The sequence below is a fragment of the Micromonospora inaquosa genome (assembly GCF_003857055.1).
GTDB classification, from domain to species: Bacteria; Actinomycetota; Actinomycetes; order Mycobacteriales; family Micromonosporaceae; genus Micromonospora; species Micromonospora inaquosa.
Genome location: NZ_QGSZ01000190.1, coordinates 47,267 through 71,986 on the forward strand (window position 1 = coordinate 47,267; position 24,720 = coordinate 71,986).

25 protein-coding genes and 1 pseudogene are annotated in these 24,720 nt (G+C 71.4%); 12 read left to right on the plus strand and 14 right to left on the minus strand.

Translation table 11 applies throughout. The features are described from left to right. Nucleotides 1-5 precede the first annotated feature (5 nt). Genes accB through DLJ59_RS12290 form a run of 3 tightly spaced genes read right to left on the minus strand, consistent with a single transcriptional unit; the run spans nt 6 to nt 2,634 of the window. Nucleotides 6-536, minus strand: a complete 531-nt coding sequence (gene accB / locus DLJ59_RS12280) for an acetyl-CoA carboxylase biotin carboxyl carrier protein (RefSeq protein ID WP_124772632.1) — start codon at nt 534-536, stop codon at nt 6-8. Then, nucleotides 533-2,299 (minus strand): acetyl-CoA carboxylase carboxyltransferase subunit alpha, encoded by a 1,767-nt coding sequence (locus DLJ59_RS12285; protein WP_124772633.1) that lies wholly within the window; start codon nt 2,297-2,299, stop codon nt 533-535. The genes accB and DLJ59_RS12285 overlap by 4 nt, the downstream gene beginning before the upstream one ends. Next, complete coding sequence (locus DLJ59_RS12290; protein WP_124772634.1) at nt 2,296-2,634, minus strand: TcmI family type II polyketide cyclase; 339 nt, start codon at nt 2,632-2,634, stop codon at nt 2,296-2,298. Before DLJ59_RS12290 ends, DLJ59_RS12285 begins: the two co-directional genes overlap by 4 nt. A 422-nt stretch (nt 2,635-3,056) precedes the next feature. Between DLJ59_RS12290 and DLJ59_RS12295 the strand changes: the two genes are divergently transcribed. The 4 genes and pseudogenes from DLJ59_RS12295 to DLJ59_RS37355 all read left to right on the plus strand — a co-directional run bounded on the left by DLJ59_RS12295 (nt 3,057) and on the right by DLJ59_RS37355 (nt 7,001). Then, on the plus strand, nt 3,057-3,854 hold the full coding sequence (locus DLJ59_RS12295; protein ID WP_124772694.1) for an AfsR/SARP family transcriptional regulator: 798 nt from the start codon (nt 3,057-3,059) through the stop codon (nt 3,852-3,854). A 93-nt stretch (nt 3,855-3,947) separates the two neighbouring features. Further along, nucleotides 3,948-4,295, plus strand: a pseudogene (locus DLJ59_RS12300) (TcmI family type II polyketide cyclase); the annotation flags it as partial. Between the two features lie 94 nt (nt 4,296-4,389). Beyond that, nucleotides 4,390-5,739, plus strand: coding sequence for an FAD-dependent oxidoreductase (locus DLJ59_RS12305; protein ID WP_124772635.1), 1,350 nt, complete (start codon nt 4,390-4,392; stop codon nt 5,737-5,739). A gap of 311 nt (nt 5,740-6,050) precedes the next feature. Beyond that, on the plus strand, nt 6,051-7,001 hold the full coding sequence (locus DLJ59_RS37355) for a hypothetical protein (RefSeq protein WP_244235982.1): 951 nt from the start codon (nt 6,051-6,053) through the stop codon (nt 6,999-7,001). Between the two features lie 114 nt (nt 7,002-7,115). Here DLJ59_RS37355 and DLJ59_RS12315 read toward each other — a convergent pair whose 3' ends face one another. Both DLJ59_RS12315 and DLJ59_RS12320 read right to left on the minus strand, forming a co-directional pair. Next, nucleotides 7,116-7,832, minus strand: a complete 717-nt coding sequence (locus DLJ59_RS12315) for an isocitrate lyase/PEP mutase family protein (RefSeq protein ID WP_124772636.1) — start codon at nt 7,830-7,832, stop codon at nt 7,116-7,118. Nucleotides 7,833-7,869: 37 nt separating this feature from the next. After that, nucleotides 7,870-8,625, minus strand: coding sequence for an SDR family NAD(P)-dependent oxidoreductase (locus DLJ59_RS12320; protein WP_124772637.1), 756 nt, complete (start codon nt 8,623-8,625; stop codon nt 7,870-7,872). 91 nt (nt 8,626-8,716) lie between these two features. Here DLJ59_RS12320 and DLJ59_RS12325 point away from each other — a divergent pair, with 91 nt between their 5' ends. After that, nucleotides 8,717-9,307, plus strand: coding sequence for a TetR/AcrR family transcriptional regulator (locus DLJ59_RS12325; protein WP_124772638.1), 591 nt, complete (start codon nt 8,717-8,719; stop codon nt 9,305-9,307). A gap of 40 nt (nt 9,308-9,347) precedes the next feature. Here the strand turns inward: DLJ59_RS12325 and DLJ59_RS12330 are convergent, their stop codons facing one another. Next, on the minus strand, nt 9,348-9,650 hold the full coding sequence (locus DLJ59_RS12330) for a GNAT family N-acetyltransferase (RefSeq protein ID WP_124772639.1): 303 nt from the start codon (nt 9,648-9,650) through the stop codon (nt 9,348-9,350). Between the two features lie 131 nt (nt 9,651-9,781). On the opposite strand from DLJ59_RS12330, the gene DLJ59_RS12335 reads away from it, so the two are divergent. The 3 genes from DLJ59_RS12335 (at nt 9,782) to DLJ59_RS12345 (ending at nt 13,916) form a co-directional block, all read left to right on the plus strand. Then, entirely contained in the window at nt 9,782-10,477 is a 696-nt protein-coding gene (locus DLJ59_RS12335) for a DUF1223 domain-containing protein (RefSeq protein ID WP_124772640.1), read from the plus strand. A gap of 40 nt (nt 10,478-10,517) precedes the next feature. Continuing rightward, nucleotides 10,518-10,892, plus strand: coding sequence for an MmcQ/YjbR family DNA-binding protein (locus DLJ59_RS12340; protein WP_124772641.1), 375 nt, complete (start codon nt 10,518-10,520; stop codon nt 10,890-10,892). A 156-nt stretch (nt 10,893-11,048) separates the two neighbouring features. Next, nucleotides 11,049-13,916 carry a glycosyl hydrolase gene (locus DLJ59_RS12345; RefSeq protein ID WP_124772642.1) on the plus strand — a complete coding sequence of 956 codons (2,868 nt, stop codon included), beginning with the start codon at nt 11,049-11,051 and terminating at the stop codon, nt 13,914-13,916. Nucleotides 13,917-14,008: 92 nt separating this feature from the next. Here the strand turns inward: DLJ59_RS12345 and DLJ59_RS37360 are convergent, their stop codons facing one another. Then, nucleotides 14,009-14,251, minus strand: coding sequence for a cellulose binding domain-containing protein (locus DLJ59_RS37360; protein WP_425271414.1), 243 nt, complete (start codon nt 14,249-14,251; stop codon nt 14,009-14,011). Between DLJ59_RS37360 and DLJ59_RS37365 the strand changes: the two genes are divergently transcribed. Beyond that, on the plus strand, nt 14,160-14,939 hold the full coding sequence (locus DLJ59_RS37365) for an NUDIX hydrolase (protein WP_425271415.1): 780 nt from the start codon (nt 14,160-14,162) through the stop codon (nt 14,937-14,939). The two genes, DLJ59_RS37360 and DLJ59_RS37365, sit on opposite strands and share 92 nt — an antisense overlap. Nucleotides 14,940-15,031: 92 nt before the next feature. Here DLJ59_RS37365 and pstB read toward each other — a convergent pair whose 3' ends face one another. The 7 genes from pstB to DLJ59_RS12385 form a co-directional block, all read right to left on the minus strand. Beyond that, nucleotides 15,032-15,808 (minus strand): phosphate ABC transporter ATP-binding protein PstB, encoded by a 777-nt coding sequence (gene pstB / locus DLJ59_RS12355; RefSeq protein WP_124772644.1) that lies wholly within the window; start codon nt 15,806-15,808, stop codon nt 15,032-15,034. A 17-nt stretch (nt 15,809-15,825) separates the two neighbouring features. Continuing rightward, nucleotides 15,826-16,914: a phosphate ABC transporter permease PstA gene (gene pstA / locus DLJ59_RS12360; protein WP_124772645.1), complete on the minus strand. Its 1,089-nt coding sequence runs from the start codon at nt 16,912-16,914 to the stop codon at nt 15,826-15,828. Then, entirely contained in the window at nt 16,911-18,002 is a 1,092-nt protein-coding gene (gene pstC / locus DLJ59_RS12365; RefSeq protein ID WP_124772646.1) for a phosphate ABC transporter permease subunit PstC, read from the minus strand. Before pstC ends, pstA begins: the two co-directional genes overlap by 4 nt. 38 nt (nt 18,003-18,040) lie before the next feature. Next, nucleotides 18,041-19,147, minus strand: a complete 1,107-nt coding sequence (pstS, locus tag DLJ59_RS12370) for a phosphate ABC transporter substrate-binding protein PstS (RefSeq protein ID WP_124772647.1) — start codon at nt 19,145-19,147, stop codon at nt 18,041-18,043. A gap of 291 nt (nt 19,148-19,438) precedes the next feature. Then, nucleotides 19,439-20,365 carry a mycothiol synthase gene (mshD, locus tag DLJ59_RS12375; RefSeq protein WP_124772648.1) on the minus strand — a complete coding sequence of 309 codons (927 nt, stop codon included), beginning with the start codon at nt 20,363-20,365 and terminating at the stop codon, nt 19,439-19,441. Between the two features lie 58 nt (nt 20,366-20,423). Beyond that, the gene (locus DLJ59_RS12380; RefSeq protein ID WP_124772649.1) at nt 20,424-21,287 is read right to left on the minus strand and encodes a polysaccharide deacetylase family protein; all 864 of its coding nucleotides are present in this window, start codon (nt 21,285-21,287) and stop codon (nt 20,424-20,426) included. A 154-nt stretch (nt 21,288-21,441) separates the two neighbouring features. Beyond that, complete coding sequence (locus tag DLJ59_RS12385; RefSeq protein WP_181518701.1) at nt 21,442-22,161, minus strand: winged helix-turn-helix transcriptional regulator; 720 nt, start codon at nt 22,159-22,161, stop codon at nt 21,442-21,444. Between the two features lie 241 nt (nt 22,162-22,402). On the opposite strand from DLJ59_RS12385, the gene DLJ59_RS12390 reads away from it, so the two are divergent. From DLJ59_RS12390 to DLJ59_RS38070, 3 genes are all read left to right on the plus strand, one after another. Beyond that, entirely contained in the window at nt 22,403-23,461 is a 1,059-nt protein-coding gene (locus DLJ59_RS12390) for a hypothetical protein (RefSeq protein WP_124772650.1), read from the plus strand. A gap of 104 nt (nt 23,462-23,565) precedes the next feature. Beyond that, nucleotides 23,566-24,354, plus strand: a complete 789-nt coding sequence (locus DLJ59_RS12395; protein ID WP_124772651.1) for an LmeA family phospholipid-binding protein — start codon at nt 23,566-23,568, stop codon at nt 24,352-24,354. Between the two features lie 105 nt (nt 24,355-24,459). Continuing rightward, nucleotides 24,460-24,537, plus strand: a complete 78-nt coding sequence (locus tag DLJ59_RS38070; RefSeq protein ID WP_310503780.1) for an Ms5788A family Cys-rich leader peptide — start codon at nt 24,460-24,462, stop codon at nt 24,535-24,537. Nucleotides 24,538-24,720: the final 183 nt, after the last annotated feature.

The window sequence follows — 24,720 nt, forward strand, 5'->3', positions numbered from 1 at the left end:
CGCCGTCATGCCGGGTCCAGTTCGACGAGCGGCTGGTCGTACTCGACCGGCTGGCCGTCCTCGACGAGGATCGCGGCCACCCTGCCGGCACGGTCCGCGGTCACCTCGTTCATCAGCTTCATCGCCTCGACGATGGCGACCGGCTGGCCCGGGCGGACCAGGTCGCCGACCGCCACGAACGGCCGCGCGCCGGGCTCCGACGCCCGGTAGAAGGTGCCGACGATCGGGGCGCGCACCGCGGCCCGCCCGGGCACCGGTGGCCGGATCACCGCAGGTGGGGCACTGGTCGCCGACACGACCGCCGGCGCCGCCTGGGCCGGTACCGCGGGTATCTCCGGACGGGCCACGTCGTCGGGGTGCCACTCGACCTCCAGCACCGCCGGCCCGCTGCGCAGCCGGATCCGGCGCACCGGCCCGGCCAGCTCGGCGATCAGGTGCTGCGCCTGCCGGCGCAGCCCGGCCAGCGCCTCCTCGCCGTCCACCCCGACGTCGTCGGACGCCTCGACGGTCGACACCGCCGGGTCCCCGGCGGTCATCGCGGGCCCACCCGGGCGGCGGCGCGGTTCGCGCCGAACCGACGGAAGCGTTGCCGGCGCAGGCGGACCAGCATGGCGGGCGGCACGTCCAGCAGCGGCAGGAGGTTGGCCAGCAGGGCGGCGCGCAACCGGTGGGCGGTCTCCGCCGGGTCGTCGTGCGCTGCGGACGACGGCTCCGCCACGACCTCGTCGACCACCCCGAGCCGACACAGGTCGGGCGCGGTCAGTCGCAACGCGCGGGCGGCCTGCGGCGCCGCGGACCGGTCCGGCCAGAGGATCGCCGCACACCCCTCGGGGCTGATCACCGAGTAGACGGCGTTCTCCAGCATCAGCACCCGGTCGGCCACCGCCAGGGCCAGCGCGCCGCCGCTGCCGCCCTCCCCGGTGATCACCGCGAGCACGGGGGTGGGCAGCACGGTGAGGGTGAGAATGTTCTCGGCGATGGCGGCGGCCTGGCCCTGCTCCTCGGCTCTCACCCCGGGGTCGGCGCCGGGGGTGTCCACGAGGGTGACCACTGGCAGACCGAGCCGGGCCGCGAGGCGCATCAACCGCAGCGCCTTGCGGTGCCCGGCCGGGCTGGCCATGCCGAAGTTGCGGGCGACCAACTCGGCGGTGGTGTGCCCCTTCTGGTGGCCGATGACCATCACGTGCCGGCCGCCCAGCCGCGCCACCCCACCCACGATGGCCGGGCAGTCCGCGCCGAGCCGATCGCCGTGCAGCTCCACGAACCCGTCGAAGACGGAGTCCAGGTAATCCAGTGTGGTGGGTCGTCCGGGATGTCGCGCCATCCGGACGGTGTCCCACGCGTCGCGTACCGCCGGGGTGTCACCGGCGACCGGGGTGACCGCGTCTTCATGGGCAGCCGGACCCGCCGACGGCGGCAGAGCCGGGCCGTCGGCGGCGAGGCGCTCGCGGCGCGATGCCGGCTCCTGCCGGGGTACGGGCGCACGCGCCGGGCGGCCGACCCGGGTCGCGGCGAGTAGCGCCATCAGTCTCCCGCGCAGCGATCGGCGCTGCACCACCATGTCGACCTGCCCGTGTCGGAGCAGGAAATCGGCGGTCTGAAAGCCCTCCGGCAGTGCCCGCCCGGTGATCTGGCGGATCACCCGGGGGCCGGCGAAGCCCATCCGCGCGCCACTCTCGGCGAGCACCAGATCGGTGTTGGTGGCGAACGAGGCGGCCACCCCGCCGTAGGTCGGGTCGGTGAGCACGCTCACGGTGAGCAGCCCCGCCTCGCGCAGCGCGGCGATGGCCTGGCTGACGGACGCCATCTGCATCAACGACAGCGCGCCCTCCTGCATCCGCGCCCCGCCGGACGCGGTGACCAGGACGAGTGGGGTGCGGTCGTCCAGTGCCCGTTCGGCCGCCCGGGTGATCAGCTCGCCCACCGCGCAACCCAGGCTGCCGCCGAGGAAGCGGAAATCCATCACCGCCAGGACCACCGGGTGCCCGCCGATGGTGGCCGTGGCACAGACGACCCCCTCGGCCAGGCCGGTGCTGGCCCGTGCGCCGGTGAGCCGGTGCGGGTACGGCAGCACGTCGACGAAGTCGATGGGGTCCGCCTCCGGCAGATGGTCGGGAAGCGGGCGCAGCGAACCCGGGTCGACCAGTTGGCGCAGGCGTTCCGGCGCGCCGAGTCGGGCGTGCTCCCCACACTCGGGGCAGACGTCGAGGTTGCGGCGCAGCCGTTTGCGGTACAGCAGGCTGGCGCAGCCGGCGCAACGGGACCAGAGCTGCTCTTCGCGCGGCGCGGTGGCCGTCACGACCGCCGCCCGGTGCCCGGGGCGTCGAACCGGTAGAAGCACCGCGCCATGGCGTCGCGTGGCGAGCGCCAGGTCGACAGGTACGGCGACACGTACGGACGCAGTCGGTCACTGACCCGGATGAACTCGGGGTGGCCGCGCGCGGCCTCCACCGCGCCCTCCGTCGGCTGGGCGGTCTCGAGCAGGTGCACATAGAGGTCGTGCAGGCGGTACAGCGAGCGGTGCCGGACGCCGACCAGGCGCGGCAGCTCCGTCGCGTCCGACTCGGCGAAGATCTCGGCGACCCGCTCCTCGGCGGTCGGATCCACCTTCGCGATGATCAGCGATCGGTCCATACTGGGCCTCCCCCCACAGCGTCCGGCGGGCGACGGGTGGCCCCCGGACGCGCTGGACGACTCCCGACACGATGCGCCGATCCTCGTCACGGCGGCGTCACCGCGCCAGGCCGGTCAGCGACGCATGGTGGTGACGCTGCGTTGACGCAACCTGTGTATCAGCTATGCGGCCAGCAAGCCGTGCCCGCTAATGTTTGTGCAGTTCAGAACCGATCTCGGGTTGACTGTCGCAAATAGAAGGTTCGCGCTACGTTGACTCAACGTGACCATCATTGATAATCTTCAGCATGGTCAGCTCGGCGGCCTCGGTGGGCGGGGCCGCGCCCGACCACGCCGCGATCGGCGGGGTCGACAGTGGCGTCGCGGGCAACCGATCCGGGACAGCAGACAGTCGGGACGAGCGTTCCGCAGGGGGTGCCGCCGTGGCCGCTGATCCGTCCGTGCCGACCGCCGGAGACCCGCCCGAGGAGGGCGTCTCACTCCACCTGCTCGGAGGCTTCCGACTCCTCCGCGAGGCGGTGCCGGTCGTGGTGCCGCGCGGGCTGCAACGGGTGATCGCGCTGATCGGGCTCCGTCCCGGCGCCACCCGCAGCCAGCTCGCCGGGCTGCTCTGGCCCGACGCGTCGGAGGAGCGTGCGCTGTCCTCGCTACGCACCGCCCTGTGGCGGCTTCGACAGGACCCGTGCTGCCCGATGACAGTGGCCAGCGACACCGTACGCCTCGGCCCGGCGGTCCGACTCGACGTGGACGACCTGGTCGGCACCGCTGCGCGGGTCCGGGACGGCGACGACCCCCGCACCGCGGCCGGGGCGCTCGCCGCCGGGCGGCACGACCTCCTTCCCGGCTGGTACGACGACTGGGTGCTGCTGGACCGGGAGCGCCTGCGCCAACTCCGCCTGCACATGCTGGAACAGGTGGCCGGGCACCACCTGGCCGCGGGGCGGCATGGTGAGGCCCTCGAAGCCGCGCTGGAGGCGATGGCCGCCGAGCCGTTACGGGAGACACCGCACCGGCTGGTGGTCCGCATCCACCTGGCCGAGGGCAACGCCTTCGAGGCCGTGCACGCCTTCTACGTCTACCGGGACCTGCTGCGCCGGGAGTTGCGACTGGAACCGAGCCCGGCCATGAGCGCCCTGCTCGACGACACGCTCGCCCCGATCCGCCAGGCCAGCCGCGACGCCCTCACCGACCGCCCGTCAACAGCCGGTCGGCGTACGTGACGGTGACGTGACAGCCGCTGCGGCACGGTGGGCGCACAGAGCACGTGGCACCGATCCCCGAGGGTCGGGCAGGCCACCGGCGGAAGGGGTCCCATGAGTCGTCTACTGATCGTCAGCCGGATCATCCCGGGAGCGGAGGGGCGGGTCGCGCAGATCTTCGCCGAGTCCGACGCCACCGAACTCCCCGGCCTGACCGGCGTCACGCACCGATCTCTGTACTGCCTGCACGACCTGTGCGTACACCTGCTGGAGACCTCGGACGACGTCGACCCGGACGCGCTGGCGGCGGCCCGCAACCACCCGCTCTTCCAACAGGTCAACGAGCGGCTCTCCGCGCACACGTCGCCGTACCTGCCGACCTGGCGCTCCCCCCGGGACGCGATCGCCGGCTGCTTCTACCGCTGGGACGCCACCCACGCGCCCACCGCGCCCCCAGCCGGCACTACCGCGCCCACCGCGCGCCCGGCCAGTATTACCACGCCCACCGCGCGCCCGGCCGGCACCGAGGCACCCGCCGCGCACCCGGCCGGCTGACATGTCCGCCGCGCCACCGCACGTCCTGATCATCGGCGCGGGCACCGGCGGGTTGTGCCTGGCGCACGGCCTGCGCCGCGCCGGAATCAGCGTCGCCGTCTACGAACGACACCGCGACCGGGCCGAAGGGCTGCTCGGCTACCGGGTCGGCATCGGCCCCACCGGTAGCCGGGCGCTGCGGGAGTGCCTGCCCCCGGAACTGTTCGCCACCTTCCTGGCCACCTGCGCCCGGCCGCCGCACTACTTCAACGTGGTCACCCAGGGGCTCCGCCAGACCGCGTCGTTCGCGCTGCGGCCGAGCGCCGACCCGGTGCGCACCGAACACTCGGTGGCCCGGATGGTACTGCGCCAGGTGCTGCTGACCGGCCTGGAGGACGTGGTGCACTTCGACAAGACCTTCACCCGGTACGAGCAGCGCGACGACGGCAGTGTCACCGCGCACTTCGCCGACGGCACCACCGCCACCGGCGACCTGCTGGTGGCTGCCGACGGCACCCACTCCGCCGTACGCCGCCAGTACCTGCCGCACGCCGTCACGCGAGACGCCGGGACGATCAACATCGCCACCCGGGTCCCGCTGACCCCGCACACCCGCGGTCTCATTCCGGAGCGGGTCCAGCAGGGCATCTCGCTGATCTTCGGCGTCGGCGGGATGATGGGCGTGCTGCACGTCATGGAGTTCAAGTGGGACGCCGAGCGGGCGATCAAGCCCGGCGTCAGCGAGGCCGACGCCGCCCTGCTACGCGCCTGGCCCGGCCTGGCCCACGACACCACCACCGACAACATCAATCTGATCATCTGGAGTGCGGCCAACCGGTTCCCGTCCGACGTCATGCACCGCCGCGGCGACGAGTTGGTGCAGGTCGCCCTGGACCTCACCTCGAACTGGCATCCGCACCTACGGGAGCTGCTCGCCCGCGCGGACCCGGCCAGCGCCCTACCGATCAAGGTGTCCACGTCCGAGCCGGTGCCGCCCTGGAAGAGCAGCACCGTCACCATGCTCGGCGACGCCATCCACACCATGACGCCTGGTCGCGGCGTGGGCGCGAACACCGCGCTGCGCGACGCCCGCCTGCTCTGCGAGCAGCTCAGCCGCGCCACCGCCGGCGACAAGACCCTGCTCCAGGCGGTCGCCGACTACGAGGCGGTGATGGCGCCGTACGGCTTCGCGCGGGTCGCCGAATCGTTGAATCGCAGCGGCACCAACGGCGATGACCGGATGTACCGGCCGGTGGTGGGTCGGCTCGCGCTGCTCGGCGCGCGCGGCTACTTCGGCGTGACCAGCCGGGTGCCCCGGCTGCGTCGCCGGTTCGTCGACGACTTCCACACCTACGAGGGCGACCGGGACTGAACCTTCGGCCTCGGGCCGACCCGGGCTCGGCGTCCTCGCCGAGCCCGGGTCTCATCATGTCTGGCGCGCCCTCCGCCCGACCCCGGTCCGGGCCCGGTCTCATCGGTCCGGCATCTCCGCGGATCCCGGTCTCGTCGGGGCCGGATCGGGTTGATTGGGCGACGCTGTGTCACCCGGCGGGCACTGGCTGAGGTGACTGGCGCCACCGTAACGCTGTCGGCCGATCCTGTCTGTTGTCGGAAATACGCGTGTGCGAAGCTGCGGCGAGTTTTTCTCGTGACTTTTCCAACGAGCTGAGAGGGAGGTTCGCCGTGGCGTGGTCTTTCGGACACTCGCTGATAGTGGTACTGGCACTGTTGCTGGGCCTGGCCGCCGGGTGGCTGCTGCGCGGCCGGCGGGGCGTACAGGGCAATTCGATAGTGGATGGTGACCCCGTCGCCGGACTGGCCGTGATCGCCACGCCCACGCCGGATGCCACCACCGACGAGGCCCACCCCGCGGCCGCCGTCGACTCGGCACCCATCGCTGTCGCCGACGAGCCGGCACCGGTCGACACGGTCAGCGCGCCGGCCGCGATGACCGAATCGGACGGTCCCACCCCGGTGCCCGCGCCGGCGGACACGCCGAGCGCCGCCGAGGCGGCGGACATGGCGCTGACCGAGGACCCGCCGCCCGCACCGGCCACCGAGCAGCCCGACGCCGCTGAGCTGCGGCCGGAGCCGGTCGTGGAGTCAGCCCCCGAGCCGGTCACGGCCGACGAGCAGTCCGCCCCGGCGGCCGTGGTCGCCCCGCGCCAGCCCGCGGACGACCTCCCGCCCGCCGACCCGGCACCGGTCGACACCACGCCGGTCGACACCACGCCCGTGGACGACGCGCCGGTCTCCGTCGGCCCGGCCGACGACGCGGAGACCGAACGGTCGGCGGTGGCCACGCCTCCGGTCCGGCCGACCACCACCGCGACCCCTCCGGTCCGTTCGGCGGCCGACGCGGCGATCAGCCTCGACGCCGACCCGACGGGTCCGGCCGACGACTTCCGCCGGATTCAGGGGATCGGGCCGAAGATGGCCGCCGCGTTGCAGGACGCTGGCGTGCGCACGTACGGCCAGCTCGGCGAACTGGACGAGCCGGCGCTGCGCGACCTGATCCGGGCTGCCGGCCTGCGCGCCGCGCCTGGGCTGGCCAGCTGGCCCCAGCAGGCCCGCGTACTCGCTGGTGCCGGCGACGAGATGGCCGCGGTTCTGCCGAACGGCAACCAGGCCTGACCGTCCGTCTTCGAGCCCCCGGCAGCCGTCATCGCGACGGTGGCCGGGGGCTCGGTCGTAGCTGCCGAGCGTGCGCCGACGCGCGCCGCCACACGATCCACTCGGCGGTCGGCCTCAGGCGCGCAGCTCGGCCGCGAGCTCGCCGATGGCCGTCATGGCGTACCGCTGCATTCCCGGGCCGAAGGTGATCCGGGTCGCGCCCTGCCGGCCCAGCTCGGCCAGGGACTCCCGATCCGGTCCGGCGGTCATGTTGATCGGTCCGGAGATGCCCTCCCGCAGCTGTGGAAGCACCTGCGTCGGCGCCAGGATCGGGTAGACGCAGTCCGCTCCGGCCGCCACGTAGAGACGGGCCCGTTCCACAGCGTCGGTCGGGTCACCAGTCCCGAACAGAAACGTGTCGACGCGAGCGTTGATGAAGAGAGCATCCCCAGCCTCCGCGCGCACCGCGGCCAGCCAGTCCGCGTGCCGCCGCGGGTCCTTGAGGGTGCCGGGCCCGTCCGAGTCCTCCAGGTTGCAGCCGACGGCGCCGGCGTCCAACAGCCGCCCGACCAACTCGCGAGGGGCGAGACCGTAACCGCCTTCGACGTCAGCGGACACGGGAACGGACACCGCGCGGACGATGCGCGCGACCGCCGCGAACATCTCGTCTGGCGGGGTCGCGCCGTCCTCGTAGCCGAGCGAGGCGGCGACACCCGCGCTCGGTGTCGCGAGCGCCGGGTAGCCGGCGTCGGCCAGCACCTGGGCGCTGGCCGCGTCCCAGGGGCCCGGCAGGACGAGCGGGTCGCCGGCTGCCCGGTCGTGATGGAGGGCACGGAAGGTGGAGACTGTCATCGTTGGTGCTCCCGACGGGGCTGCGGTGGGGCGTGGCTCATGCGGTGTATCCGCCATTGGAGTCAAGCACAGCGCCGGTGATGTACGAGGCTGCGGGGCTGACCAGGAACGCGATGGCCACTGCGGTCTCGGCGGGGTCGCCGACCCGTTGGATCGCGAGGTTGGACACCATGCCCTTGAGCATCTCCGGGTGCGGCGGCTCCATCCCGGTCAGCATGAGCCCGGCCTGCACCATGTTGACGGTGATGCCGCGCGGTGCCAGGTCGTGGGCGACGCCCCGGGTGTAGCCGACCAGGCCGGCCTTGGTCGCGGCGTAGTCGGCGAGACCGGGGACCCCGACGCGGGTGCCGATTCCCGAGCCGATGTTGACGATCCGACCGTTGTCGCGCAGCACCTTCGCCGCCGCTCGGATGATCGCGATGACGCCGGTGTAGTTGGTGGCGTGCATGCGGTCCAGGATTGCCACATCGACGTCCGGGTCGTCGACCGTCCTGCCCTGCTCCAGGGAGATCGCGGCGTTGTTGACCAGGATGTCCAGGCCGCCGAGCTGGGTCACGACGTCGTTGATCAGCTGCGGTGCGCGGGAGCTGTCCGCCTGGTCGTTCTGCAGGGCGAGGGCGCGTACGCCCCGACCCACCAGTTCCTCGGCTACCCGGGCGGCCTTGTCGGCGGAGCCGACGTAGGTGATGGCGACGTCCGCTCCGGCGTCGGCCAGAGCGCGGGCCGTCGCCGCGCCGAGACCGCGGGAACCGCCGGTGACGAGGGCGACCTTGCCGGCAAGGGGCTGTGTCATGAGTTGGTCCTCCACGTGACCCTGGTTATTGACTGATCGGTCCACCATACGTTTGGTGGACCGTTCGGTCAACAATTGCTATGCTGGTCACATGGCCAGACCACGGCAGTTCGACGAGGAGCAGGTGATCCGCGCGGTCCGAGACCAGTTCTGGGACGCCGGCTACGCGGCGACCTCTCTGGAGGACCTGCTACGCGTCAGCGGGCTGGGCAAGGGCAGCCTCTACGGCGCCTTCGGCGACAAACACCGGTTGTTCCTGCGCGCGTTGCGGGAATACACCGACACCAGCGGCGGCTACCTGCGCGAGATGCTCGCGTCCACTCCCCGCGCCCTGGACGCGCTGCGCGCGTTCGTCATGGCGCCGGTGGGCGACCCGGGTGGAGCCGCCGCCCGGCGCGGCTGCCTCATGGCCAACAGCACGTACGAGCTCGCCACCACCGACCCTGACGTTCTCGCCGAGGCGCGGCGCACCTACGAGTCGACGACCGCCCTGGTCGCCGAGTGCGTCGCGCGAGCCCAGGGCGAGGGTGACCTGTCGCGCGACCTCGACCCGGTCGAGACGGCCCGCGCGCTGCTCGCCGCACAGCAGGGGCTGGTGTTCATGGGGCGCACGGGGCTGGACATCGACACGCTGACCGCAACCGCCCGCACCCTGGCCGCCAATCTCCTACCGGACGTCTGACACCCGCCTGAATCGGGACACGGCGCCGCAGTACGCCCGCTTACTTGATCTTGCGGGTGGTCCGGACCACGATGCCCTCGTACTCCGGGTGCTTGACCAGCCAGTCGGCGAGGAACGGGCAGATCGGCACGACCGTCCGACGCTTGCTCCGCGCGTCATCCATCACGGCCCGCGCCAGCGTCGACCCGACGCCCTTGCCCTCGTACGCCGGATCGACCTCGGTGTGGGTGTAGGCGATGATCGATCCGGTCAGCTGGTAGGTGACGAACCCGGCGACCGCGCCCGACTCGTCACGCGCCTCGAAACGCTCCCGCGTCGGCGCGTCTGTCACGGTGAACTGCACCCGACCATCCAACCACCCGAGCCGACGGCGCCCAGCGCGAGGCCGGCAGGGAAGGCGACCCCGCCCGCATTGTTACGGCCGGAACGGGAACACCACGCCACCGGTCAGGCAGTGGGAGGAGACACGCCACCATGACGAATGCATCGACGGACGGCGGCTTCGCGGTGGTCGAGATGTTCACGTCCCAGGGCTGCAACAGTTGCCCTCCCGCCGAGGAGTTGCTGAGCGAGATCGAACGCGACGCCCGGGTGCACGGACAGAACGTCTTCGCCCTCGGGTTCCACGTCGACTACTGGGACAACCTGGGGTGGCCCGACCAGTTCGCGGACCCGGCGTACACCGCGCGACAGGAGGCGTACGCCCGCGCGTTCGGCACCAGAGGTCTGTACACCCCGCAGATGGTCGTCAACGGCACCGACGAGTTCGTCGGTTCCGATCGACGTCGGGCGGCCAGCACGATCATGTCCGCCATGACCTCGACCGCCACCACCCCGCTGACGCTCTCCATCGCCCACCTCGGCGGGGACCGGGTGATGGTGGACTACCGCACCGAACGGCCGCCGGGGCGCGCGGTGCTGAACGTGGCTGTCGTGGAACGGGGACTGGACAGCGAGATCGCCCGGGGTGAGAACGCCGGACGGACGCTGCGGCAGGACAACGTCGTACGCGCCTTCAGGTCGGTGGGCCTGGAGGCTGAGCGGGGGCAGGTGGAGCTGGCGACACCACCTGGTCTCGATCCGCGCAACGCCAGCGTGGTCGGCTACGTCCAGGAGAACGGGGATCGGGCCATCGTCGGTGCCACGGCCGTCGAGCTGCCCACCGAGTAATCTCGGCCCATGCGGATGGTGGGCGGCGCGAGGGGTTTCGGTGGCTGACGCTGACGACGTACGTCGGGTGGCGCTGGCCCTGCCGCACACGGTGGAGATCGCCAGCGACGGTTTCGACTTCCGGGTGGCCGACAAGGGCTTCGTCTGGTCCTATCCGGAGCGGATACCGGGCAAGCCTCGGGTGATCCGACTCGACATCGCGGTGCTGTTCGTCGGCGACGAGGCCGAGAAGCAGGCTCTCCTGCTCGGGGAGCCCGAGGTCTTCTTCACCACACCTGGCTACGGCGGCCTGCCCCTGGTGCTGCTGCGCCTGGCGGCGGTCGACCTGGACCGGCTGACCGAGCTGGTGACCGACGCGTGGCGGATGCGCGTACCGGACTCGTTGCTGAGCGACGCCGCGGGCGCCGGCAAATAGCGACATCAGCACGCAACGGGTTGGACACATTGACGTGGATCTCAGTACTCCATTACCGTTGCCGAGAGAGCGCTCTCTCACCTGACCTTCCCCCCAATTCAGACGCAACGCGCTGGACCCGGCGAGGCCGCAACCGGCGCGCGCGATGGAGGCACGATGAAACCTCCCGTCCCCCACCGCCGATGGGTCCTGGCCGCCGCCACCGCGCTGGCCCTGGCCGTCGGCGGCCTCGCCATCGGAGTCACCGACGCGGCCGAGGCCGCGCCCGTCGGCGCCGGCAGCTACACGACCACCCCGGTCGGCCCGCTCCCCAGCGGCTGCGGCGCGATGTCCAGCAACCCCCGGCAGTTCGCCACCGCCAACGCGCCCACCGGGCCGATACCCACCAACGACTGGTGGTCCTCGCTGCTGTGGAAGCGCACCGACTGCTCCTTCAGCGAGCCGCTGCACGCCCACCCGATCTCGTACGACACCTTCGGCGACGGACTCGGCTTCTCCGCCAACTCCACGCCCGCCATCAGCGGCACCGCCACCGGCGTCGGCGAATTCCACTACCCGTATGTGCAGGACATTCGGGTCGGTGTCGCCGGGCTCGCCGCACCCCTGGTCAAGGTCGACGGCTGGACGGACTGGACGGTCAGCCCGCACTGGAGCGACGGCACACGCACCATGCGGGCGACCATCGGCCACGGTCTGCCGTTCGGGTACTTCCAGACCACCGGCGGAAACGCGCAGATCACCACCGCCGGGACCCCCGACGTCTGGTCCAACAGCGGCGCCACCATCGGCTTCCGGGTCAACGGCCACGACTACGTCGGATTCGCGCCCAGCGGCGCCAGCTGGACCGTGGCGTCCGGCCGGATCTCGTCCACCCTGGCCGGTCGAGGCTACTTCTCCGTCGCCCTCCTGCCGCCGACGTCGAGCACCACCGAGCGTGCCGAACTGGCCGCCACCTACGGCCGGTACGCGCACGCCCACGTGACCGGCACCCAGGTGTCGTACGCGTACAACCCCGCGACCAGTGGCCTGACCACCACGTACGCGTTCACCACGACCGCCCGGGAGGGCACCGCCACGCAGACAGTGGTCAGCCTCTACCCGCACCAGTGGAAGTCGCTGAGCGGCTCCACCGCGATCACGCCGACCTACCCGTCGGCGCGCGGTCGGATGAAGGTGCTCACCGGCGTCAACCAGTTCCGCACCGCCATGAAGTTCCAGGGCATCCTGCCGGAGTTGCCGGCCGTCGGCGACGGCGGCGGTGCTGACCTGTCGACGCTCACCGGGCACCTGGCCGCCACCCGCGCCAACCCGATGGACCAACGCGGCAACGACACCTACTGGACCGGCAAGGGGCTCGGCCGAGCCGCGCGGATCGCCGAGATCGCCGACCAGGTCAACGACATCACGACGCGCGACAGCGCGCTGAACGCGATCCGCAGCACGCTCACCGACTGGTTCACCGCCTCCAGCGGCAAGACCAGCCGGGTGTTCTACTACGACAACAACTGGGGCACCCTGATCGGCTACCCGGCGTCCTACGGGTCAGACCAGGAGCTCAACGACCACCACTTCCACTACGGCTACTACATCGCCGCCGCCGCGACCCTGGCGAAGTTCGACCCGACCTGGGCGGCCACCAGCCGTTACGGCGGCATGGTCGACCTGCTGATCCGCGACGCCAACAACTACCGCCGCGACGACACCCGATTCCCGTACCTGCGTGACTTCGACATCTACGCCGGCCACGACTGGGCGTCCGGGCACGGCTCCTTCGGCTCGGGCAACAACCAGGAGTCCTCGTCGGAGGGGATGAACTTCGCCAGTGCCCTGATCCAGTGGGGGCAGACGACCGGCGACACCGCCGTCCGCGACGCGGGCGTCTTCCTCTACACCACCCAGGCCGCGGCCATCCAGGAGTACTGGTTCGACGTCAGCGACCAGAACTTCCCCAGCGCGTTCGGTCACTCGACGGTCGGCATGGTCTGGGGCGACGGCGGCGCGTACGCCACCTGGTTCAGCGCCGAGCCGGAGATGATCCAGGGCATCAACCTGCTGCCGGTCACCGGCGGCCACCTCTACCTGGGCAACAACCCGGCGTACGTGCGGACCAACTACGCCGAACTGGTCCGCAACAACGGCGGGCAACCGACGGTGTGGCAGGACATCCTCTGGCAGTTCCAGGCTCTCGGCGACGGCGACGCGGCGTTGGCGAACCTGCGCGCGAACCCCGGTTACACCCCGGAGGAGGGAGAGAGCCGGGCACACACCTTCCACTGGATCCGCAACCTCGCGGCCCTGGGCACCGTCGACACGACGGTGACGGGCAACCATCCACTCTCCGCGGTCTTCTCCCGCAACGGGGCCCGCACCTACGTGGCGTCGAACCCGACGGCGACACCGATCACTGTGACGTTCTCCAACGGCACGGCCCTCACCGTGGGAGCCGGCAAGACGGCCAGCACAGGGGCGTACACCTGGAGTGGCGGCAACGCGGCCGGCGGCGTCCCGCCGACGACGCCGACGGACCCCCCACCGACGACCACCCCGCCGCCGACCCCGGGTAACCCCACGCGGTACCTGCTGCCCGGAGGTGGGTTGGGCGCCGCCGGTAGCGCGGCCACGACGACGGTCGCGGCGGCGAACGGAAATCACGACGGTACGCCCACCAACGCCCAGGTCTTCACGGCGACCGGCCTCAACCTCGCCTACGCCGGCGGGCAGACGGCGTTCGACCTGTTCGTGGACGCCGGAACGGCGGTCGGCAACGGCGTGCAGGTGCGGATCTCCTACGACCTCACCGGCAACGGCAGTTGGGAGCGGGTGGAGACGCTGCGCTACTTCGCCACCGACCCGGTCCCCGGCTACGAGCACTACACCCAGAACGCCGGCCTCTCCTCGGCCACCGGCACGTTGGGCACGCTGAGCAACGGCACGGTCCGGGTGGAGGTGTGGTCGGCGATCGGCAACAACCCGAGCACTGTGGGCATCGGTAACCAGTCGGTGCTGCGGCTTCCGTACTCCTGACCGATCTGCTCGTCACCACACGAGGTCGGCCGGTGTGCGGGGCCAGGATCGGTCCCGCACACCGGCCGACGAGTGCGGTCAGTCAGTAAGACTCAGGAGGCGGCGCAGATGGGCGTCATGCCGGCCCCACTGCCCGTGCCCTGGAAGCCGAACTCGGTGACCTGACCGGCGACGAGCCGGCCGTTGTAGTCCACGTTGGTGAAGCGCACCGCGCCGGTGGAGCCACTGGCCGTCGCGCTCCAGGTGTTGGTGACGCTCGCACCACTCGGAAGCGTGAGGCTGACGTTCCAGCCGCTCGTTCCGGCGGAGCCGGCGGTCACCTTCACGGTGGCCACGAACCCACCGGTCCATGAGTTCAGCGACACCGATGCCGAGCAACCGACCTTCCCCGGCGGCGGGGTGGACCGCTCCGACTCCGAGGCGCACCTGGACTGGGCCGGCCCGACACCGGGCGAGTGGGCGGACCGGCTCGGCGTGGCCCCGGAGGCCGCCCAGGCGGTGGTCTGCGCCGCCGCGCGGGAGGTCTTCGAGGAGGCGGGCGTACTGCTCGCCGGCCCGAACCGGGAGACCGTGGTGGGCGACGTCAGCGGGGACGACTGGGAGGCGGCCCGACAGGACCTGGAGGGGCGACGGCTGGGCTTCGCCGCGCTGCTCGCCGACCGTCAGCTCACCCTCCGGTCGGACCTGCTGCTGCCCTGGAGCCGGTGGATCACTCCGGAGTTCGAGCCGCGGCGCTTCGACACGTACTTCTTCATCGCCCTGTTGCCGGCGGGACAACGGACCCGCGACGTCTCCGGCGAGGCCGACCACACCCTGTGGATCCGGCCGGCGGACGCGCTGGCCCGGGCGCAGGCCGGCGAGCTGACCATGCTGCCGCCGACCCTGGTCACGCTGGCCCAGGTGGCGGCTGCCGGTGACCTGGCCGGGGTGGCGCGGGCGGCGGCCGATCGGGACGCCGCCACCCCGGTCACCCCGCGCCTGGACCTGCCGCCGGACGGCGAACCCCGCTTCGTCCTGGGATGACCTGCCCGCCGCCGGCCGCAGTCGTCGGTGCCGGAGATGGCACCGGCGCCCACGCCGGGAAGGCGGGGCGCCGGTGACCGGACGTGTTCGGTTCAGCCGAAGCGGCCGGTGATGTAGTCCTCGGTCTTCTTCATGCTCGGGTTGCTGAAGATCTTCTGGGTGTTGTCGTACTCGATCAGCCGGCCCGGGTCGCCGGTCTTCTCGATCGAGAAGAAGGCGGTCCGGTCCGACACCCGCGCGGCCTGCTGCATGTTGTGCGTCACGATGATGATCGTGAACTTGTCCTTGAGCTGGAACATCAGGTCCTCGATCGCCAGGGTGGAGATCGGGTCCAGGGCCGAGCACGGCTCGTCCATCAGCACGACCTGCGGCTCGACCGCGATGGTCCGGGCGATGCAGAGCCGCTGCTGCTGACCGCCGGAGAGGCCCGCGCCGGGCTTACCCAGCCGGTCCTTGACCTCGTCCCACAGGTTCGCCGAGCGCAGCGCCTTCTCGGCCGCGTCCTCCAGGATCGACTTCTTGCGGACCCCGTTGAGCTTCAGCCCGGCCACCACGTTCTCGAAGATGCTCATGGTGGGGAACGGGTTCGGCCGCTGGAAGACCATGCCGATCGTGCGCCGGACCGCTGTGACGTCCACGTCCCGGTCGTAGATGTCCTGGTCGTCGATGGTCAGGCTGCCCTCGACCCGGGCACCCGGCAGCACCTCGTGCATGCGGTTGATCGACCGCAGGAACGTGGACTTGCCGCAACCGGACGGCCCGATGAGGGCGGTGACCGTCTTCGGCTCGACGGTCAGGTTGATGTTCTCGATCGCCTTGAATCCGCCGTAGTACGCGGTGACGTTCGAGGCTGAGACGCGCTTGGCCATGGTGGTACCTCCGGGGTTCATCGGCTGAGCCGGTTGCGACGGGCCAGCAGCTTCGCCGCGATCGTCAGGATGAGAACGAGGGCGACCAGGGTGAGTGCCGCGGTCCACGCCCGTGCCGGTGCGTACTTCGACGCGTCACCGGCCTGCTGGTAGACGAAGAGGGACAGCGACGACTGGTTGTTCTCGAAGGGGTTCGTGTTGATCGCGGCGCCGCCGCCGGCGACCAGCAGCACCGGCGCGGTTTCGCCGGCAGCGCGGGCGATGGCGAGCATGACGCCGGTGACGATGCCGGGCAGTGCCGTCGGCACCACCACGCGCAGGATGGTCTTCCATTTGGGTACGCCGAGCGCGTACGCGCCTTCGCGCAGTGGCGCCGGGACGAGGCGGAGCATCTCCTCGGTGGACCGGACGATGGTGGGCAGCATGAGCACGCTCAGCGCGAGCGCGGCGGCGAAGCCGGAGAAGCTCGGCCGGCCGTCGTTGAACCACGGCGACACGACCAGCACCCAGAACGCCAGCACGAAGAGGCCGGAGACGATCGACGGGATGCCCGTCATCACGTCCACGAAGAACCGGATCGCGAAGGCGAACTTGCCCCGGCCGTACTCGACGATGTAGATCGCGCAGAGAACGCCGAGCGGGACGGTGATCACTGTGGCGATGCCGACCTGCTCCAGGGTGCCGACGATGGCGTGGTACGCGCCGCCGTTGGCGTCCCGGGCCCCGATGTTGTTCATCGAGGTCTGGAAGAAGTTGGCGTCGAACCGCTCGGCGCCCTTGCTGACCAGCGTCCAGACCACCGAGACGAGCGGCAGCACCGCCAGCACGAAGGCGGAGTGGATCAGCGCGCTCCAGGTGCGGTTGCGCGCCGACCGGCGCCCCTCGACCGCGTTGGCGGCGGCGAAGAGCCCGACCAGGTAGAGGATCGCACCGAGGACGACCACGAGGACCAGGCCGCCGACGCCGGTTCCGTAGACGATCACGGCGGAGAGCGCCAGGGCCGCCACGGCGATGGCCGGGGCGGCGTACCAGGGCAGCCGCTTGGCCCGCAGCGAGTCGGGCTGGGCCGGCGGCCGGGTGCGGTGGGAGGTGACGGTTGTGGTCATGCGGCCGACTCCGTGAACTCCCGGCGGCGGTGGATGATCGCCCGCGCCGTGATGTTGACGATCAGCGTGATGGTGAACAGCACCAGACCTGAGGCGATGAGCGCGCCCCGGCCGGTCTCGTTCGCCTCGCCGAACGCGTTGGCGATGTTGGCGGCGATGGTGTTCCCGCCGCTCTGGATCAGGTTGAACGAGACACCGAAGGTGATGCCGAGGGTCATCGCCAGGGCGATGGTTTCGCCGAGCGCCCGGCCGAGGCCGAGCATCATCGCGGCGATGATGCCGGGGCGTCCGTAGGGCAGCACCGCGGTGCGGAGCATCTCCCAGCGGGTGGCGCCCAGGGCCAGGGCGGCTTCCTCGTTCGCGGTGGGCGTCTGGAGGAACACCTCGCGGGAGAGCGAGGTGATGATCGGCAACACCATGATCGCGAGTACCAGGGCGCCCAACATGATCGACTTACCGAAGGGGCCGTCGCCGCCGAAGATCGGCAGCCAGCTGAAGTACTTGTTCAACCACACCGAGAAGTCCCGGACCGGGTTGATGAAGATGTCCCGCCCCCAGAGGCCGAAGACCACACTCGGCACGGCGGCGAGCAGATCGATCAGGAAGCCGAGCGCGGTGCCCAGGCGGCGGGGCGCGTAGTGCGACAGGTAGAGCGCGATGCCCAGCGCCACCGGCACCGCCATGAGCAGCGCCAGCGCCGCGCTGAGGACGGTACCGAAGGCGAGTGTGCCGATACCGAACTTCGGCTCCGTCTCGTTGGGCGACCAACCCTCGTAGGTCCAGAAGTTCTCGGTGTTGGCGCGCAGGGCCGGCACCGCCTTGGCGATCAGGAAGATCGCGATGGCGGCGATGATGACCAGAACGGCGGTTCCAGCGGCCAGTGTGAGGCCGCGGAAGGCCCGCTCGGCGCCGAACTTGCGACTGCGCGGCAGCGCGCCGCCGCCGCCCAGCCCGGTGCCGCCCGGGGAACGGGTGCTGACTGGTGCCTCGGCCACACGCGCCGAGGCACCGGCGGGCCACTCGTGACTCTGGGTCACGCGCGTCCCGCCGGTGCCGGCGTCGGCCGAGCGGTGAGGGGTTTCACCCATCTGCTCGCTCGATTCGGTTGCGGAGGTGGTGGGTCGGGTCAGGAGAGGTTCTTGACCGCGGTCTCGACCTTGGTGCGGACCGTCTCCGGCAGCGGGGCGTAGCCCAGCTCGGTGAGAGAGGCCTGGCCCTCGGCGCTGGCGGCGTGGCCCAGCAGGCCCTTGACCAGCTTCAGCTTGTCGGCCGCGAGGCCCTTGCTGCAGACGATCTCGTACGTCGCCAGGACGATCGGGTACGCCCCGGCCTCCTTGGTGTTGTAGTCGATCTTCAGCTTGAGGTCGTCGCCCTGACCCTCGATGGCAGCGCCGGCGATGGTCTTGCCAGCGGCCTCGGCGGTCAGCGCGGTGAACTCGCCGTTGCCGTTGCCGATCTTCGACATCTTCAGGCCGGCGTTCTCGGCGAACGACCACTCCATGTAGCCGATGGAGCCGTCCGCGCCCTTGACCGAGCTGGCCACGCCGTCCGAGCCCTTGGCGCCGGTGCCGCCCGGGGCCTTCCAGGCCTTGGCGTTGCTGAAGGTCCAGTCAGTCTCGGCAGTCTTCGAGAGGTACTTGGTGAAGTTGTCGGTGGTGCCCGACTCGTCCGAACGGTGGACGGTCTGGATCGTGGTCGCCGGGAGCTTGGCGTCCGGGTTGTCGGCCTTGATCGCGGCGTCGTCCCACTTGGTGACCGTGCCAGCGAAGATCTTCGCCAGGGTGGCCGGCTTGAGCTGGAGGTTGTCCACGCCGCTGACGTTGTAGGCGACGGCCACCGGGCCGATCACCATCGGCAGGTGGATGGCCTTACCGCCGACGCACTTGGCGTCCGCCTGCGGCTGCTCCTCCGGCTTGAGTGCGGAGTCGGAACCGGCGAAGTCGGCGGTCCCGGCGATGAACGCCTGGATGCCGGCGCCCGAGCCAGTACCCTCGTAGTTGATCGTGGTGCCCTGGCACTTCTGCTGGTACGCCTTGATCCACTCGGCCATGGCGTTCTTCTGCGCCGTCGAGCCCTGGGCGTTGAGCGTTCCGGTAGCGCAGTCGACCGCGGCGGTCGAGCCCGAAGCAGTTGCGCCGGAGGCGGGCTCGTTGTTGTCCGAGCCGCATGCACTGAGGCCGAGCGTCGCGGCAAGAGCGAGGCAGGCAATAGTGCCGTACCGCTGGAGCTTCACCTGAGGGGTTTCCCTTCGCGTCTGACTTGGCGCCCCGATCCCGGGGGCCGAGGACCGGCACTGACCGGCTGACACGAAAGCTAGAAGTGCCAGGTAGCCGATTCGCCGGTCACAAGTGAACGCAAGGTGAACACGTACGGCCGCTGAGGTGACCGCTCTCTGAGGGTGAGTTGTCCGTTAAGTGAACCCGGGTACATCTGTCGGAAGTATGGGTATATTTCCGGTTCGTCGTTATGCTGCCGACGCCCGGCCGTTACCCACCGGTGACCCGCTCGGGGCGACCGCCGACGGTCAGCCCAGGTGGTAGTTGATGTGCGCGGACCAGCGGGCGAAGCCCAGCCGTTCGTAGAGCGCGACGGCCCCGGTGTTCGAGTCGTCCACATAGAGCATCACCCGGTCCAGGCCGCGCTTGTCCCGCAGGTGCGCCAGCCCAGCGGTGGTCAGGGCCCGGCCGAGCCCGCCGCCGTGCGCGGTCGGCTCCACTCCCAGGACGTACACCTCGCCGATCCGGGCCGACCCCGGCCGCTCGTGCACCTTGGTCCAGTGGAAACCGAGCAGCCGGCCGGTGGCGGTCTCCTCGGCGAGCAGGAAGCCCGCCGGGTCGAACCACGGCTCGGAGAGGCGGACCCGCAGGTCGTCTGACGTCCACCGGCCCTGCTCGGGGTGCTCGGCGAACGCCCGCGCGTTGAGGGCCAGCCAGGCCGCGTCGTCCGCGCCGGGCCGGAACGCGCGCAGCGCCACCCCGTCGGGCAGACGCAGCTCACCCAGCGGGGCAGCCAACGGCCGGCGCAACTGCCAGAGCACCCGGGCGCGGCTGAAGCCGAGGTCGACGGCGAGCGCGGCGGCCGACGGGTGGTCGCCGTGCGCCCACGCCCGCAGCGGCCCGGTGGCCGAGGCGAGTACGCCCCGGGCCAGCGCCCGACCGGTGCCCCGTCGCCGGTACGCGGGGTGCACCACCAGCTCGACCCCGATCCCGTCGACCGGGTCGGTGGTGTCCAGGTGCGCGTAACCGGTAAGGGTGCCGTCGTCGGCGCGGGCGATCAGGTGCACGGCGGGGGCGTCGGGATCGCGCAGCCGGAGCAGGACGTGTTCGTCGAGCGGGTCCGCGCCGTCGGTGTCGCCCGCGGAACTGGCGAGGGCCAGTACGTCGGCGATCTCCGCCGAGGCCAGTCGGTCGGTTCGGGTCACCTGGTCGCTGGTCGGCTCCGCGCTGCTCATTCCGCCACCGTATCCGCTGCCTGTCGTGACGCCCGGACCGTCGCCGTAAAGCCGCGGCTCACGTCGGGTCGGTGGGGAGTGCCTCCAGCTCGAATCGGGCGGTCAGGTCGGGCAGGATCTGGCCCAGCGCCTCCACCGTGCCCTGCCGGTCCCCACCGGCGTCGTGCAGCAGCACCACCGAGCCCGGTTCGGCCTGGTCCAGCACCGTCGCGGTGATCTTGCCGGCTCCGGGCAGGTCCCAGTCCGACGGGTCCACCGACCAGTGCAGCGGGGTCATGCCGAGCTGCCGGGCCACCGACACCACCGGGTACGTCCAGGCCCCGCCCGGCTGGCGGTACCAGACGATCGGGGCGTTCGGCACCGCCGCCCGGATCGCCGCGTTGGTGCGCAGGAGGTCGGAGCGGATCGCGTCGGCCGACCGGGCGCCCAGGCTGACGTCGTGGTGCCAGGAGTGGTTGCACAGGGTGTGCCCGGCGTCCACGATCGACTGGACCAGGTCGGGGTGGTCCTGCGCGTTCTCGCCGACCACGCAGAACGTGGCGTGCACGTTGTATTCGCGCAGGAGGGCGAGGACCTGCGGGGTGTAGCGCGGGTCCGGCCCGTCGTCGAAGGTCAGCGCGAGCCGCGGGGTGCCGGTGGTGGCGTGCGCGCCGAACAGTTTGTCGCCCCCGGCGTCTTGTCCGGACCCGTCCTGGCCCGTCACGATCGGGCCGGCGCTGGCGCTCGGCGTTCCGCCCGGCTCACCAACGCTGGGTTGGTCGGCGTAGTGCGGCCCGTCGGCGCTGGTGGCGAGGCCGGTGGAGTGCGGGGGCGCCTGGTCGGGGACGAGGCTGCGGCCGAGCACGTACGCGGAGCCGAGCAGCCCCGCCACCACCAACGTCACGATCCCCGCGGCCCGCGCGGTGGAACTGCCCCGCGTCACGACTTCCGCCCGGCTCGCCGGTCACGCCGGCCCGTCGCCCCCGTGTTCAGTGCGCGCACCATCGCCCCTTTCTCCGACAAACCCGGCAGTCAGAATAGAGCCGCCAAGCTGCGCAAATAGGGCATATGGGAAATCGTCCGGGGCGGTCCGCGAATCAGACCGGCAGCGGCGCGTGCTCCGCCTCGGGAAGTGACCGTGATGGCGGAACGACGAACTTGTAGCCGACCTGGCGGACGGTGCCGATCATCGACTCGTACTCCGAGCCGAGCTTGGCGCGCAGCCGCCGGACGTGCACGTCCACCGTGCGGGTGCCGCCGAAGTAGTCGTAGCCCCAGACCTCGCGCAGGAGCTGGTCCCGGGTGAACACCCGGCCCGGGTGCTGGGCCAGGAACTTCAGCAGCTCGAACTCCTTGTAGGTGAGGTCGAGCGGACGACCCTTGAGCTTGGCCGCGTAGGTGTCCGGGTCGATGGTCAGCTCGCCGGCCCGGATCGAGCCACCCGCACCAGCGGTCGCGTTGCTGAGCCGGCCCACCGCCAGCCGCAGCCGTGCCTCGACCTCGGCGGGGCCGGCCGAGGCGAGGATGACGTCGTCGACGCCCCAGTCAGCGTTGAGCGCGATCAGACCGGCCTCGGTCACCACCGCGACCAGCGGCACGCCGAGCCCGGTGGCGTGCAACATTCGGCAGGTCGCCCGGGCCTCGCTCAGCTCCGATCGGGCGTCCACCATCACCGCGTCCGGGCTGGGGCCCGCGACCAGGGTGCGAACGTCGCGCGGCGCGGTGCGGACCGAGTGCGGCAGCAGGTCGAGTGCCGGCAGCACAGCCGACGGTTCCCCTGCGCGCGCGGTCACCAGCAGCAGGATCTCCACGATCACCTCCGTCCCGGCGGCGCGAGGCCGCACGCGACCAGTCGCACTCATCAAGGAGTGCGCTGAGAAATTGCGTGGTCCCGGCGTCGCTGACGGGCGGGTAACGCGTTGAGCGTAACTGATCGCCTCGGCCGCGCCCCCAGGCCATATCCTGTTTGTCTATCTTGCCCTTGATCGTGGCGCGGATTTTAACGTCGCTGAAACCCATGACCACCGCGTCGGGCGGTCGGTCTGGCACGATCGGGTCGTGTTTCCCTCCACCTCGCCCGAGGCCGGCCGCGAATCGTGGCCCGCAGGCTCCCAACCGGGCCCGGCCGCCGCGCCGACGCGCGGCCAACCGCCCGCGCCCCGTACCGGCCCGGCCACCACCGATGGCGATCGCCGCGAACGGGGTGGGCCTCGCCGGGCCCGTCGCGCCGGTGAGCCGGCCCGCCGATCCGAAGACGAGATCGACGAGCCGGAAGAGGAGGTCATACCCCCGGTCGAGGTGCACCGCCAGCTGGCGCTGACCATCGCCGGCTTCGCCGCGCTGCTCGGTGTCGGTCTGGTGCTCGGCGCGCAGACGTCGGGCCCCGGCCACCGGCTGCCGTTCGCCGCCATCGTCTTCGGCGTCCAACTGCTGTTCGTGCTCGCCTGGACCATGGCCATGCGTCCGCCCGCGTTGCTGGTGGTCGCGGGGATCAGCGCCGCGGTCGCGGCGCTGGCCGACATCGCCGCGGTGCAGACCGACGTCGCCGGCCTGGCGCCGCTGGGCTACCTGGCCGCCGGCGGGTTCCTCGCCGCGGTGCTCGGCCAACTGGTTCGTCGGGTCGACCGGGTTCGGGTCACCGACTCACTCGGCGCGACCCTGCTCATCGTGGTGGGGGTGGTGGCCTTCGGCACCCTGATCGTGCTCAGCCGGATCCCGGCCGGCACCCAGGCGATCACCGTCTGCCTGACCGCGAGCGGTGTCGCGCTCACCGTCGCCCGGCTCACCGACGCCGTGCTGCCGTGGCCACGGCTGGCCCCGCAGGTGCCCCGGGGCGCCGCCGGCGTGGTGGCCGGCGCGATGGTCGGCACGTTGACCAGCGCCCTCCTCGGCAGCTACCTGGTGACTCCCTTCACGCCGACCCGGGCCGCCGTGATCGGCCTGGTCGCGGCGGTCACCGCCGTCCTCTCCGACCTCGCCGTGGGGTACGCGGAGGCAGGCCGGTTGATGGCCGGTGAACCGCCCACGATGTGGGTGGCCCGGCACATGCAGGGTCCGCTCGGTGGCTTCGCGCTGGCGGCGCCCGCCGCGTACGCCATGTGCATGCTCTTCCTCTGAGTCACGGTTGAGCGCGCAGCCGGTCGGGTACCTACGGTTGCGCCGCCCTGCGGCGTTGGTACGAACGCCCCGTCGCGGCGCGACGGGCGGAGACAGGAGGCGGCGTGGCGCGGGACTATCCGGTGGACGAGGCGCGACCCCGACGGCGTGGCCGCAAGCTGCTCATCGGGCTGTTCGTTCTGCTCCTGCTGCTGGCCGGGTTGCTGGTGGTCGCCGACCGGGTGGCGGTCGGAGTCGCCGAACGGACCATCGCCGACCGCGTACGACAGGAGATCGCCAAGCAGGGCGCGCAATCCGCCGCTCCTGAGGTGGAGGTGGCCGGAGTTCCGTTCCTCACCCAGGTGCTGGATGGTCGTTACCAGCGGATCACCATCAACCTGCGGGACGTGCAGGCCCCGGTCCAGGGCGACGCCGTCCGGCTGCCAGTGCTGGACGTGACCGCCCGCAACGTGCGGGCCTCGCTGGACACCCTTCGCACCGGCCAGGGTGACGTCGTGGCGGACACGGTGAACGGTGCCGGCACGATCAGCTACGAGAGCCTGGCCGCGCTGCTGAACCGCCCGGGGCTCACCCTCGGCGAGCAGAACGGCAAGCTCGCCGTCACGGCCCCGGCCGACATCCTCGGTCAGAAGCTCACCATCACCGGCACCGCCGACGTCACCGTCGCCGACAACGGTGCCGTCGCCCTGCGATTCAACGACCTGGACGCCGCCGGCCTGCCGAACCTGCCGCTGGCCCGTGCCTTCCTGAGCAATTACGCCAAGAGCATCTCCATCGACGTGCCTCTTCCGGAACTGCCGTTCCAGCTTGCCGTCCGGGAGGTCCGTCCACTGCCGGAAGGGCTGGCGGTCACCGCCGACGCGAAGAACGTGCCGATCAACTCCGCAGGCTGAGGTCGCGGGCGCGGTGGGATGCCGAAATCCTTGGCAGCCCTGGCGATTCCCGGATGGTGGTCGGCGCAGTGGCAGCACGGTCAATGGCTGGTAGGCTCCGTGGCCATGGGGACCCACCTCACCAAACGGCGCGCGGTCGACCTGTGTCGCGTGGCCACCTGCCTGTGTCGCCCCGTCATCTGACGGCGGGGCTGTCTTCGGCCGCCTGACGGCGGCCACCGGCACAGGGTTCTCGCACCCTCCGGTTATCCCACCGAACGCCCGGCAGCGGCGCCGTCGCACAAACCCGTGATCCCGTCCTTCCGCTGGGTCCCGCGCGTGGTGCGACAGATACGTCCATCGATTCGCGCGCGTTGGCTCACCATC